This window comes from Neobacillus sp. GCM10027624, assembly GCF_042675345.1.
Classification (GTDB): domain Bacteria; phylum Bacillota; class Bacilli; order Bacillales; family Cytobacillaceae; genus Neobacillus; species Neobacillus cucumis_D.
In genome coordinates, this window is the sequence record NZ_JBHTHD010000003.1 from 471,880 (window position 1) to 485,050 (window position 13,171).

Below are 13,171 nucleotides of genomic sequence, written 5' to 3' on the forward strand. Positions count from 1 at the left end.
TTAAGCACTTAGAGGGAATTTCTCTTGCTTAGACTTTTGTGATAGCACTTTTTTTAAATAAGGGTAAATCCAACGGTCTAAACCAATCACACCTGCATTTAACCCAGCTACAAGAATGAACATACCGATTAGAGCCATCTGGGGATTTGTGCTAGTCGTGCCGGAAAACATATAAGCAAAATTCATTACAAGGCCCATAAGCATAGCAAAATTAGTAAATAATCCGAAGATTAAAGCGATACCCACTAAGAATTCTCCCCATGGAACTAAAACATTAAAAAGTTCAACATGTGGAATTGCAACATCTTGTAAAAAGTCCCCCCACCATGGTTGAACAGCTGGGTGCTCACCAGATGCCTGCTTTACTGCACCGTATAAAAAGCCACTTGCATCAAAATTGCCGCTGGATATTTTCCCCCAACCTGCATTTAGCCATTGCCATCCAAGGTATACTCGAAAAACGGTGAGAAGTAGCGAAGCATTGCGGTTTTTCCTTAAAAATTGGTTAACCATAATAAATCCTCCTTTGTATAACTGATAACAATTATCATTGATAACGATTATCATTATCAAATATTTTAAAACTTCAGTCAATAAAAAAGTGAAAAAAAAACCATAAATAGGTAGATTTGCTTAGTGGGTATAATAAAAAAGAATTATTTTCCTTTTTGGGCATTTACAATGTTAATGGTAACTTTTTTTGATATCTATATCGATGAAAAAAATCGTTGGTGGAATCTGTTTTATTCGGTAATATGTGATCCAAAATTGCTTGCTATTTTACTGACTTATTATAAATGGATATGTAAAATGGAAAATGATGCTATTAATGCGGTTCATCATTTAGTGAGTGTTCTCATGATAAATAGAGTAAAGTGAGATGATTATGTGATTAATGGAGTCATTTTTGATTTTGACGGACTAATAGTTGATACGGAGTCTGTCTGGTTCGAGGCATTCAAAGAGGTTCTTTTTGATAAGCATCATGTAGAGCTGGATTTATCAAAGTACTCATCTTCCATAGGAACAGGCAATGAGATATTATTTCAATATTTTCGTGAGTTAGTTGGGAAAGACGTAGATTGTGAGTTGCTTGATGAACTTGCACATGAATTGTACAACGAAAAAATGAAAAAACCAGCTCTTCGTGAGGGTGTAATCGAATATTTAAAGGAAGCTAAAAAGATGGGTTTGATCATTGGGTTAGCATCTAGCTCTTCTAGAGAGTGGGTTACCCAGTACCTCAAGCAATTAAAGATCATTGAGTATTTTGATATAATTAATACAAGAAACGAAGTAAAAAAAGTGAAGCCAGACCCGGAATTATATATCAATACCCTAAATGATTGCAGTTTAAACCCTTCAGAAACTATCGCATTTGAAGATTCATTAAATGGGTTAATCGCAGCAAAAGGAGCCGGCATCCACTGTGTAATTGTTCCGAATGATGTAACGAGGCATTTACCGTTTGAAAATCATGATTATATGCTCGATTCTATGAGCCAGGAAACGTTAAGTGGGATTACTAAAAAGTTTGTGTAAAAGGGTAGTTCAAACAACTTTTATTTTTATAATTAAATTGATATAACTCGTCAAATATATTGGAAAAAAGGAAAATAAAATGCTCAATGTGGAAAATATCACGATAATCCGGCAAATAAATCATCCAAACCGGCAAAAAAAATATGTACAAGTTAAAAAGGTCGAAACCGTCAACGATTTCGACCTTTTTAATTATTTATTTCGCTGCCGTTTGCAGCATTTTAATATATTTCAGTGATTTTCCAGTACCAATCGCAACAGATTCAAGTGGATTTGAAGCAAGTGAAACCGGAACAAAAATCTCCTTACTCAACCATTCTTCCATTCCATTCATTAAGGCGCCGCCACCTGTTAATATCACGCCTCGGTCAACGATATCACCGCTCAGCTCTGCAGGGCAGTCCTCAAGCGTTGCCCGAATTGCTTCTAAAATTTGTAATAATGACTCTTTCATGGCATTACGAATTTCATAGGATGACAGTTTCACTGTTTTTGGCAATCCAGTCACTAAATCGCGTCCGCGGACATCCATGAATTTTTCTTCATGATCAATCAGGGCATAGCCAATTTCCATTTTAATATTTTCAGCTGTTCTTTCCCCAATTAGAACATTATATACTTTTCGTACGTGTTGAATAATTTCTTCATCAAGACGGTCACCGCCAACTTTTATGGAGTGACAAGCCACAACGCCGCCAAAGGAGATAATAGCAACCTCGGTATTTCCACCGCCAATGTCTACGACAACATTTGCTACAGGTTCATCTACAGGTAGGCCTGCCCCAATTGCTGCCGCCACTGGTTCTTCGATTAGGCTTATTTTTTTAGCACCTGCATTGCGAACAGCATCATGAATCGCTCTTCGCTCAACACTGGTCGAACCAGAAGGGATGCAAACCACGACATTGGGTTTGCGGATGGAAAAACCGCCTATTTTAGCAGCTTTCTTCATAACTGCTTTTAGCATTTCGGTTGTCACATCATAGTCGGCAATGACTCCATCCTTTAACGGACGGATTGCAACAATTTTTTCTGGGGTTTTCCCAATCATTTGTTTTGCCTCGGTACCTACTGCCACGACTTGCTTCGTAGTGGTATCAATTGCCACCACTGAAGGTTCGTTTAGTGCAATTCCCTTGTTTTTCGTATATACCAATATATTAGCAGTTCCTAAATCAATTCCAATTTCTGAAGTAGATAACATGTTTTTTCACCTTTTTCTCTAGTATTCTTACAGAATAACCTACGAATAACCCTACCACGAATTTGGGGGTAATTTGTCGATTGTAAATGAAACGTTACTTATTTGTAATGTTAATGAACAGGCCAGCTTTTTTAGAAATAAATTTGTCATAAAAAATTCACTTTGAAATAATGCATAGAAAGGTTATTTTTTGATTATACTTATTTGATGTTCAACTGCTTTTTAAATATGTGTTACGATAGGAACGTGAAGGTGTGATCTTTCACTCAAAATGGAATAAGGGCAGTGTGAAAAGATTGGATTCAAAACAAAAGTTATTAGTCATTATTGGGCCGACGGCAGTTGGAAAAACGAAGCTTAGCATTGAAATGGCGAAAAGGTTTGACGGGGAAATCATCTCAGGTGACTCCATGCAGATTTATCGTGGAATGGATATTGGTACTGCAAAAATAAAGCCCGAAGAAATGGAAGGGATTCCACATCACCTTATTGACATTCGCGAGCCGGATGAAAGCTTTTCGGTTGCTGAATTTCAACAACTCGTTCGTGCCAAAATCAGTGAGATTGCAGAAAAAGGTAAGCTTCCCATCATTGTCGGGGGTACCGGACTTTACATACAGTCTGTTATTTATGATTACCAATTTTCCGATGCAGCTGCCGATGAGGAGTTCCGCCTGCAGCTGGAAGAAAGAGCGAAGAATGATGGTGTTGAGGTACTTCACCAGGAATTAACACGAATTGATCCGGAGAGTGCAGCGCAAATTCATCCGAACAATGTTAGGCGAGTTATTCGGGCACTCGAAATTTATCACTGTACCGGAAAAAAGATGAGTGATGTGCAAAGCGAACAACAGCCGGACCTCCTATATGAGACAGCGCTTATCGGATTATCAATGGACCGAGAGGAACTGTATAAGCGAATTAATATGCGTGTCGATTTAATGATAGAGGAAGGGCTTTTAACAGAAGTTATAAAACTCCATGACCAAGAACTAAGGGATTGCCAGTCCATCCAAGCCATTGGGTATAAGGAAATTTATGATTACCTTGATGAAAAAATCAGCCTCGAACAGGCGATTGAAAACCTCAAACAAAATTCACGCCGTTATGCAAAAAGACAGTTAACTTGGTTTCGGAACAAGATGAGTGTACAATGGTTTGATGTAACAGAAGTGCAGAATTTCCCGAAAAAATTAACGGAAATTTCACATTATGTTGAAGGAAAGCTACAAGTAAAATCGAATACATATTAGTAGAGATAAAAGAGGAGGATATACTAATGAAAACAACCATTAATATTCAGGATCAATTTTTAAACCAATGCCGGAAGGATAACACCCATGTAACCGTATTCCTATTGAACGGTTTCCAATTAAGGGGTCAAATCAAAGGCTTTGATAATTTTACAGTCCTGTTTGAGTCTGAAGGAAAGCAGCAATTGGTTTATAAGCATGCCATTTCAACCTTTGCTCCGCAAAGAAATGTTCAACTTGATTTGAATGCGGAATAAAATCCAATTATAAATTTGAGCCCAAATCTCTGGGCTCTTTTTTATTTTTCAAAATAAAATGTATAAAAACTGAATACACATAGATTGAGGGAATAGTGATTATTTTGAGAGCAGACTGTTTTTCAGATTGAGAGGTGAAAGCTTTGGATCAACAATTCCGAGAGAAAAGTAACGGTCAAATAAGAGTTGTCCTCAACACACAAAAGAAAAAAAACATTCCAAAAAAAATGCCTGACTTTCAAGTTGTTCCAAAGGAAATCCCCCCCGAGCATTCGGCTTTAATTGAAATAGAGGAAGAGCTTGGTGCTTTGGTTGGCATGGATGAAATGAAAAAAATGATAAAAGAAATCTATGCCTGGATTTATGTCAACAAAAAGCGGGAAGAAATGGGTTTAAAGGCAAAAAAACAAGCCCTTCATATGATGTTTAAAGGAAATCCCGGAACCGGTAAAACGACAGTGGCCAGATTGATTGGCAAACTTTTTCAAAAAATGAATGTTTTATCAAAGGGGCACTTAATTGAGGCAGAACGGGCTGACCTTGTCGGGGAATATATCGGTCATACTGCACAAAAAACACGCGACCTTGTGAAAAAAGCGCAGGGTGGTATTTTATTTATTGATGAAGCCTATTCCCTAGGGCGCGGCGGAGAAAAGGATTTTGGCAAAGAAGCGATTGACACGCTTGTTAAGCATATGGAGGATAAGCAGCATGAGTTTATTTTAATCCTTGCCGGCTATTCTCGGGAGATGGATTATTTTTTAACCTTAAACCCCGGTCTCCATTCGCGGTTTCCTCTTGTGATTGATTTTCCCGATTATAACATCGAGCAGTTGTTGGAAATTTCTAAACGAATGCTGGCTGAAAGAGAATATACTTTCAGTCATGAAGCCGAAAAAAAGGTAAAAGATCATTTAATTTGGGTTAAAGCGGTGTTGAGTCCGACTAGTTTTTCAAATGGCCGTTATGTGCGAAATATTATTGAAAAATCGATCCGGGCCCAAGCGATGAGGCTGCTAATGTTAAATTCATATGATCGGCATGAATTAATGACGTTGCGAAGCAATGATTTGATTTTTGAGGAAGATTAGAAAGAAAGACGGAGATTCAATCCCCGTCTTTTTCTTATGTACCGTTTAAATTATATAATCGAAATTTTTTTCTATATAAATAGAAAGAGTGATGACTTTTATAAATAAAAAAACCTTTCTCAAATATATGGGAAAGGTTTAATAATGTCCAATTCTTCGAATCGGCAGTTTCCAATCGAAGGTATAAGAACAGACTCGTAAAACGGTCACGATTGCAAATAAGGTATATAACTCCCATGGACTAGATGCAATCTTTAAGCCAATGATGATTCCAGCTAGAATCGCCCAAACGGCATATATCTCAGACCGTAGCACAATCGGTTTTCGTCCTGCTAATAAATCACGAATAATCCCACCACCGATTCCCGTTAAAACAGCAGCGACGATAATTGCACTTATGGGATGGTGCATGTTAGAAGCATAGATGGCTCCTTGAATGGCGAAAGCTGAAAGTCCAATCGCGTCAAATAAATTTCCCCATTTTTGCCATTGCTTCAGTAAATTTGCAGGAAACAAAAATACCGCTAATATAGCAATAATGGCTATTTGAAAAAGTAATCCCTGCTCCCATAAGGCCGATACAGGGACACCAATTAACAAGTTTCGAATCGCACCACCGCCAAAGGCTGTAACAATTCCTAAAATAAAAACTCCCAAAATATCATATTCTTCTTCCATTGCTACAATTGCTCCACTGACAGCAAAAGCAATTGTACCAATCATACTTAGCACTTCCCAAGTCATTTCTTCTCATTTCTCCCCAAAATTTCTTTTATCTAAAACATTATATAAAAATAATATATTAATATAAACAAATATGATTTTAACATTTAAAGGTGATAAATCAACTGATTTTTGGTGGAAATTAGAGAATTTTGGAATGATTTGATATGATGATGGAAGAACTTTTCGAAAGGAAGAATGCTGATGGAAAATACGGAGACAAAGGAAACCGTTGAAAAAGCAATTCTTGTTGGATGCCAAACACAAGAGATGGACGATTTGCGTTTTCAATATTCGATGGATGAATTGGCCTCCTTAACAGAGACAGCACAAGGTGAAGTCCTGATTTCGGTTGCTCAAAAACGTGAACGCATCCATCCAGCTACATACCTAGGCAAAGGGAAAGTCGAAGAATTAAAGGCATTAACGGAAGAACTTGATGCCGATCTAGTCATTTTTAATGATGAACTTTCCCCTAGCCAAAAGAGAAATTTAGCAGGGGAAATCAGTGCTCGGATTATTGATCGAACCCAGCTGATACTTGATATCTTTGCCCAAAGGGCACGTTCAAAGGAAGGAAAATTACAGGTAGAGCTCGCACAGCTCCAATATCTTTTACCGCGCCTAGCCGGACAGGGCACGGCTTTATCCCGTCTTGGTGCCGGAATTGGAACAAGAGGACCAGGGGAAACAAAGCTCGAGTCGGATCGGCGTCATATCCGCCGCAGGATTGATGATATTAAAGGACAGCTCTCTGTGATTGTCCAGCATCGAGACCGCTACAGAGAGAGACGAAAGAAAAATAAAACCTTTCAAGTCGCCATCGTCGGCTACACGAATGCTGGAAAATCAACTTTGTTTAATCGTCTATCCGAGGCAGAGTCCTATGAAGAAAATCAGTTGTTTGCAACCCTTGATCCGATGACTCGGAAGTTAATTTTACCAAGCGGGTTCCTTGCCTTAATTACCGATACAGTTGGTTTTATACAGGATCTTCCGACCACCCTGATTGCTGCCTTTCGCTCCACATTGGAAGAGGTGAAGGAAGCAGATCTGCTGCTTCATGTTGTCGATATGTCCAATCCTGATTATTTTCATCATGAAAAAACAGTTAATAAACTGCTTGAGGACTTAGAAGTTAAAGATATCCCGCAATTAACCGTCTATAATAAAAGGGATCAGAAGCACCCGGATTTTGTTCCGACTGCAAATACCCCATCTGTTTTTATTAGTGCATTTGACAAAGAGGATCGGAATGAGCTAAAAAGAAAAATGGAAAGTGTCGTTATTGAAGCGATGGTTCCATATCAAGTGGAAGTTCCATCGACTGAAGGAAAGCTGTTGTCTTTATTAAAAAATGAAACCGTATTGCGTGATCTCAGTTTTAATGAGGAAAGTCAGCTATATCAATGCCGGGGATATTCACTTAAGGACCACCAGATTACAGGACAATTAGAGAAATTTAAAGTGTAGAATAGGAGATACAAAATGTTTCAACAGTTGAAAAATGGGGAAAATCTTCAGCCGATTGTCAAGGAAGTAGAGAGACAAGTTGCTGAGGTACATAAAAGGATTGAAGAAAGAGCTGAGGTAAATCAGTTTCGAGTGTTGCAAAGTTATCAAAAACATAAGGTAAGTGATTCTCATTTCATCCCGACAACAGGGTACGGCTATGATGACATTGGCCGAGATACATTGGAATTAGTCTATGCAGATGTATTCGGGGGAGAGGCAGGTCTTGTCCGCCCGCAAATTATTTCCGGCACCCACGCGATTTCCATTGCATTATTTGGAGTACTCAGACCGGGTGATGAGCTTTTATATATGACCGGAAAACCATATGATACGCTTGAAGAAATTGTTGGGATTCGCGGGAACGGGGTCGGGTCGTTAAAGGAATTTGGGATTAGCTATGATAGTGTATCTTTAAGTAGCAGGGGTTCAATTGATTGGGATTCGGTTGCAGCTAAAATCAAGCCGAATACCAAGATGATTGGTATCCAACGTTCAAAGGGCTATGCAACCAGACCATCGTTTACGATTGCTGAAATCAAAGAAATGATTACATTTGTTAAAGAAATCAAAAGCGATGTTGTCGTGTTTGTGGACAATTGCTATGGTGAGTTTGTTGAAGAATTGGAGCCGTGTCATGTTGGGGCCGATCTAATGGCCGGGTCCCTGATCAAAAACCCTGGCGGCGGAATTGCCAAGACGGGCGGCTATATAGTTGGGAAAAAACAGTGGGTTGAGGCTTGTTCTTACCGGATGACTTCACCTGGTATTGGCGCAGAAGCCGGTGCTTCTCTTTACAGTCTTCAGGAAATGTATCAAGGGTTTTTCCTTGCTCCGCATGTGGTGGGGGAAGCTGTGAAGGGTGCTGTGTTTACTGCGGCTATGCTTGAAAAATTGGGGATGAATTCATCACCAAAATGGGATTCGGAGCGGACAGATCTGATTCAAGCGGTACAATTTGATGACCGCGATAAAATGGTGGCTTTCTGCCAGGCCATTCAATTTGCCTCGCCGATTAATTCACATGTCACTCCGTATCCTGCTTATATGCCTGGCTATGAGGACGATGTGATTATGGCGGCCGGAACCTTTGTTCAGGGAGCTAGCATTGAGCTGACGGCAGATGGTCCAATCCGGCCACCGTATGTGGCTTATGTTCAGGGCGGTCTCACCTATTCACATGTTAAAATAGCTGTTTGCCTGGCAGTGGATCGTTTGCTGGAAAAAGGATTAATTCAACTAAATTAGCTGAAACTATGAGGGTTGCTACTTGTGGCGGCCCTTTTTCGAGATTTTATAATCGGGCTAAGTGCCGGTGAAGGTGAAAACGTTGTTTGCGTGAGAACTTTGAGGTGTTCTAGGTGCCCGTGAAGGCGAAAAAACCGATTGAGCGGGAACTGACAAGGTAACATAGTGCCCGTGAAGGTGAAAAAATCGGTTGAGCGGGAACTATCAATGCCTTATAGTGCCCGTGAAGGCGAAAAAATCGGTTGAGCGGGAACTGACAAGGTAACATAGTGCCCGTGCAGGTGAAAAAATCAGTTGAGCGGGAACTAACAAGGTAACATAGTGCCCGTGAAGGCGAAAAAATCGGTTGAGCGGGAACTGACAGGGGCTTATAGTGCCCATGAAGGTGGAAAAATCGGTTGAGCGGGAACTGACAAGGTAACATAGTGCCCGTGAAGGCGAAAAAATCGGTTGAGCGGGACCTAACAAGGTAACATAGTGCCTGTGAAGGCGAAAAAATCGGTTGAGCGGGAACTAATAGATCACATAGTGCCCGTGAAGGCGAAAACACCGATTGAGCGGGAACTGACAAGGTAACATAGTGCCCGTGAAGGCGAAAAAATCGGTTGAGCGGGACCTAACAAGGTAACATAGTGCCTGTGAAGGCGAAAAAATCGGTTGAGCGGGAACTAATAGATCACATAGTGCCCGTGAAGGCGAAAACACCGATTGAGCGGGAACTGACAAGGTAACATAGTGCCCGTGAAGGCGAAAAAATCGGTTGAGCGGGAACTGATAAGATCGCATAGTGCCCGTGAAGGTGAAAAAATCGGTTGAGCGGGAACTGACAAGGTAACATAGTGCCCGTGAAGGTGAAAAAATCGGTTGAGCGGGAACTGACAAGGTAACATAGTGCCCGTGAAGGTGAAAAAATCGGTTGAGCGGGAACTAACAAGGTAACGTAGTGCCTGTGAAGGCGAAAAAACCGATTGAGTGGGAACAATCAGGGCCTCATAGTGCCTCCAAAGATGAAAAAATCCGTTGCCCGGGAACTAAAAAAACCTCTCAGAACATATGAACATAAAAAATTATATATAAATGGCACTATGTATATTTTAAAATAATACCGTTACATAATAATACCCATCATTGAAATCTAAAAATTTTCAAATAAAAAACCATGTTAGAAAATCTAACATATGATTGACATATTTTCTAACACCAAATATAATAACAATATGAATTACGAAAAGGGAGGCGAGGATAGGTGAGCGGAAAAGAAATTCGCCGTTCCATGCCACTGTTTCCCATCGGAACAGTCATGCAGCTAACGGAATTAACTGCAAGACAAATCCGATACTACGAAGAGCACGAATTAATTTCTCCAGCAAGAACGGATGGAAACAGGCGTTTATTTAGTTTAAATGACATTGACCGGCTTTTAGAAATCAAGGATTTAATTGATCAAGGGGTCAATATGGCTGGGATCAAACAGCTATTCCTTGTGAAAGAGCAACAAACCAATATTATTCAACAACAGGCTGAAAAATCCAAACGTGAGTTAACGGATGAACAGCTTAGAAAACTACTTCGCAATGAATTGTTGCACACGAACAAATTAAGCCGTCCAACTTTAAGACAGGGAGATATGTCACGCTTTTTCCATTAATCATTTAATTATTAATAGGGGGTAATAAAATGGCTAAGTATACTAAAGCAGATATTCAACGTTTGGCACAAGAAGAAAATGTTAAATTTATTCGTTTACAATTCACAGATATCCTTGGAACGATTAAAAACGTCGAGATTCCAATCAGCCAATTAGAAAAAGCATTAGATAACAAAATGATGTTTGATGGTTCTTCTATTGAAGGATTTGTACGGATTGAAGAATCTGATATGCGCCTTCATCCTGACCTTGATACTTGGGTTGTTTTCCCTTGGACTGCGGAAAAAGGTAAAGTTGCCCGCTTAATTTGTGATATCTATACTCCAGATGACAAACCTTTTGCCGGAGACCCACGTAATAACCTTAAACGTCTTCTAGCAGAGATGAAAGAACTTGGCTTCACAAACTTTAACCTAGGACCTGAGCCGGAATTCTTCCTATTTAAATTAGATCAAAAAGGTGAACCAACTCTTGAATTAAACGACCAAGGCGGCTACTTTGACTTAGCACCAACCGATTTAGGGGAAAACTGCCGTCGTGATATCGTTCTTGAGCTTGAAGAAATGGGATTTGAAATTGAAGCTTCTCACCATGAAGTAGCTCCTGGACAACACGAAATTGATTTTAAATATGCTGATGCTGTAACAGCTTGTGACCAAATTCAAACATTCAAACTTGTGGTAAAAACCATCGCACGCAAACATGGTTTACACGCAACATTTATGCCGAAACCATTATTCGGTGTGAATGGTTCAGGAATGCACTGCAACCTATCCCTATTTAAAGATGGCAAAAATGCATTCTTTGAGCCAACTGGTGATCTTGAACTAAGTGATACTGCACGTCAATTCATTGCTGGAATCTTGAAGCATGCTCCAAGCTTTACAGCTGTAACAAACCCAACAGTAAACTCTTATAAGCGTCTTGTACCTGGTTACGAAGCACCTTGTTATGTAGCATGGTCTGCACAAAACCGTTCACCATTAATTCGTATCCCGGCTTCACGTGGAATGAGCACACGTGTAGAAGTGCGCAGCGTTGACCCTGCAGCAAACCCATATCTTGCTTTAGCTGTTCTTTTGAAAGCAGGTTTAGATGGAATTAAAAATAATTTAACTCCTCCTGCGGCCGTGGACCGCAACATCTATGTAATGAGCAAAGAAGAAAGAATCGAAGAAGGCATCATCGATCTTCCTGCAACATTAGCACAAGCATTGGATCAGTTAAAAGCCAACGAAACTATGGTCGCTGCTCTTGGTGAACATATTTTCGAACATTTTGTTGAAGCGAAAGAAATCGAGTGGGATATGTTCCGTACAGTAGTTCACCCATGGGAAAGAGAACAATACATGTCTATGTATTAATACAAAATAACTCCTAAGCACATTGCTGCTTAGGAGTTTTATTATTATGCAAGTAAGCTTATGGGATTTAGGGGTTTGCATTTAATCTGAACCATTTTGCTTGAATTGCTTATAACCGGTCAGAACTAAATCACCACCAATCCCTGCGGTAATCGAGATGGTCATTTTCTCAACATAAGAATTAGGGGAAATATACAAAACAAGAAGCAGTGAAGCAAAGGCGCCAAGAAGCATTTCTTCTAAAAACCCAAGATAAATGAACTTTTTTGTCTTACGCGGCATGATGATTTTTCCATGCTTTCGAACATGTCCAAGAATTCCAACTACACCACCGATTATGAAAGAGAAAATAATGCCTTTTAACACAGTTTCTCAACCTCCTTAAGCCTAAATTTTTGACCTAAGGTAAATCTTGGTGTAATTCCATTATATTAAAATTGTAATCTATAAAAAATGGGTAAAAAATACTGAATTTTCAATATTTGTAAAATAAATATAGTGAAATCCCTATAAAAAAGAGTCAGCACATTATTTTGTACTGACTTTTTTTATTAATGTATATGTCGATAAACTCCAATCACTTTTCCCAAAATAGAGACATTCCTTAAAATGATTGGTTCCATTGCGGAATTTTCCGGCTGAAGGCGAATATAATCCTTTTCTTTAAAAAATCGTTTACAGGTTGCCTCATCTTCCTCGGTCATTGCGACAACAATATCACCGTTATTAGCGGTTGGCTGCTGTTTTACAATGACATAATCCCCATCAAGGATCCCTGCTTCAATCATACTTTCACCCATAATTTCCAACATAAATACGTGTTCATCAGATGGAGCAAGTCTTTCGGGAAGTGGAAAATATTCTTCAACATTTTCTATCGCTGTAATCGGAAGCCCGGCGGTTACCTTACCGACAACAGGAACATTGACAACGTTATTTCTTGGGATTTGAGCTGTTTCATCTACTTCTAAAATTTCGATTGCTCTTGGTTTAGTAGGGTCTCTTCTAATAAGCCCTTTACTTTCTAATCTAGCTAAATGACCGTGAACGGTAGAGCTGGAAGCAAGACCGACTGCTTCACCGATTTCCCGAACAGAGGGTGGATACCCTTTTTTCTTTACCTCGCCTTTAATGAAATCAAGAATATCCTGCTGCCGTTTAGAAATTTTAGCCATGGTAATTTCCACCTCGCCACTAGTAATTGTTACCTTAATTATAGCATGTTCGCCAGTTTTATACAAACATAAGTTCGAATATTATTGACAACAAACAGATGTTCGGATTATAATAAAATCAATTAAACGAACATATATTCTGTCGAGAGGTGTT

At 39.4% G+C, this 13,171-nt stretch carries 13 protein-coding genes; 8 read left to right on the plus strand and 5 right to left on the minus strand.

Annotation, left to right across the window (positions count from 1 at the left end; translation table 11 throughout):
• Positions 1–513, minus strand: a complete 513-nt coding sequence (locus tag ACFQZ9_RS07255; protein WP_498942950.1) for a DoxX family protein — start codon at positions 511–513, stop codon at positions 1–3.
• Between the two features lie 375 nt (positions 514–888).
• Here ACFQZ9_RS07255 and ACFQZ9_RS07260 point away from each other — a divergent pair, with 375 nt between their 5' ends.
• A complete protein-coding gene (locus tag ACFQZ9_RS07260) occupies positions 889–1,542 on the plus strand; it encodes an HAD family hydrolase (protein WP_498942952.1) in 654 nt (217 codons plus the stop codon).
• 196 nt (positions 1,543–1,738) lie between these two features.
• Here ACFQZ9_RS07260 and mreBH read toward each other — a convergent pair whose 3' ends face one another.
• Positions 1,739–2,746: a rod-share determining protein MreBH gene (gene mreBH, locus ACFQZ9_RS07265; protein WP_498942954.1), complete on the minus strand. Its 1,008-nt coding sequence runs from the start codon at positions 2,744–2,746 to the stop codon at positions 1,739–1,741.
• A gap of 296 nt (positions 2,747–3,042) precedes the next feature.
• Here mreBH and miaA point away from each other — a divergent pair, with 296 nt between their 5' ends.
• The 3 genes from miaA to spoVK all read left to right on the plus strand — a co-directional run bounded on the left by miaA (position 3,043) and on the right by spoVK (position 5,347).
• The gene (miaA, locus tag ACFQZ9_RS07270; RefSeq protein ID WP_498942956.1) at positions 3,043–3,999 is read left to right on the plus strand and encodes a tRNA (adenosine(37)-N6)-dimethylallyltransferase; all 957 of its coding nucleotides are present in this window, start codon (positions 3,043–3,045) and stop codon (positions 3,997–3,999) included.
• Positions 4,000–4,025: 26 nt separating this feature from the next.
• Positions 4,026–4,256, plus strand: a complete 231-nt coding sequence (hfq, locus tag ACFQZ9_RS07275) for an RNA chaperone Hfq (protein ID WP_026574980.1) — start codon at positions 4,026–4,028, stop codon at positions 4,254–4,256.
• Positions 4,257–4,399: 143 nt separating this feature from the next.
• Positions 4,400–5,347: a stage V sporulation protein K gene (gene spoVK / locus ACFQZ9_RS07280; RefSeq protein WP_026574981.1), complete on the plus strand. Its 948-nt coding sequence runs from the start codon at positions 4,400–4,402 to the stop codon at positions 5,345–5,347.
• A gap of 138 nt (positions 5,348–5,485) precedes the next feature.
• Here the strand turns inward: spoVK and ACFQZ9_RS07285 are convergent, their stop codons facing one another.
• Positions 5,486–6,091, minus strand: a complete 606-nt coding sequence (locus tag ACFQZ9_RS07285) for a trimeric intracellular cation channel family protein (RefSeq protein WP_498942958.1) — start codon at positions 6,089–6,091, stop codon at positions 5,486–5,488.
• Positions 6,092–6,274: 183 nt separating this feature from the next.
• On the opposite strand from ACFQZ9_RS07285, the gene hflX reads away from it, so the two are divergent.
• The 4 genes from hflX (at position 6,275) to glnA (ending at position 11,842) form a co-directional block, all read left to right on the plus strand.
• Positions 6,275–7,543: an HflX GTPase family protein gene (gene hflX / locus ACFQZ9_RS07290; protein ID WP_498942960.1), complete on the plus strand. Its 1,269-nt coding sequence runs from the start codon at positions 6,275–6,277 to the stop codon at positions 7,541–7,543.
• Positions 7,544–7,558: 15 nt separating this feature from the next.
• Complete coding sequence (locus ACFQZ9_RS07295; protein WP_498942962.1) at positions 7,559–8,830, plus strand: methionine gamma-lyase family protein; 1,272 nt, start codon at positions 7,559–7,561, stop codon at positions 8,828–8,830.
• 1,246 nt (positions 8,831–10,076) lie between these two features.
• Positions 10,077–10,478, plus strand: coding sequence for a MerR family transcriptional regulator (locus ACFQZ9_RS07300; RefSeq protein ID WP_286179881.1), 402 nt, complete (start codon positions 10,077–10,079; stop codon positions 10,476–10,478).
• Positions 10,479–10,507: 29 nt separating this feature from the next.
• A complete protein-coding gene (glnA, locus tag ACFQZ9_RS07305) occupies positions 10,508–11,842 on the plus strand; it encodes a glutamine synthetase family protein (protein ID WP_498942964.1) in 1,335 nt (444 codons plus the stop codon).
• Positions 11,843–11,923: 81 nt separating this feature from the next.
• Here glnA and ACFQZ9_RS07310 read toward each other — a convergent pair whose 3' ends face one another.
• Positions 11,924–12,208 carry a DUF4257 domain-containing protein gene (locus tag ACFQZ9_RS07310; protein ID WP_498942966.1) on the minus strand — a complete coding sequence of 95 codons (285 nt, stop codon included), beginning with the start codon at positions 12,206–12,208 and terminating at the stop codon, positions 11,924–11,926.
• 185 nt (positions 12,209–12,393) lie between these two features.
• Positions 12,394–13,017: a transcriptional repressor LexA gene (gene lexA / locus ACFQZ9_RS07315; protein WP_026574987.1), complete on the minus strand. Its 624-nt coding sequence runs from the start codon at positions 13,015–13,017 to the stop codon at positions 12,394–12,396.
• Between the last annotated feature and the right edge of the window lie 154 nt (positions 13,018–13,171).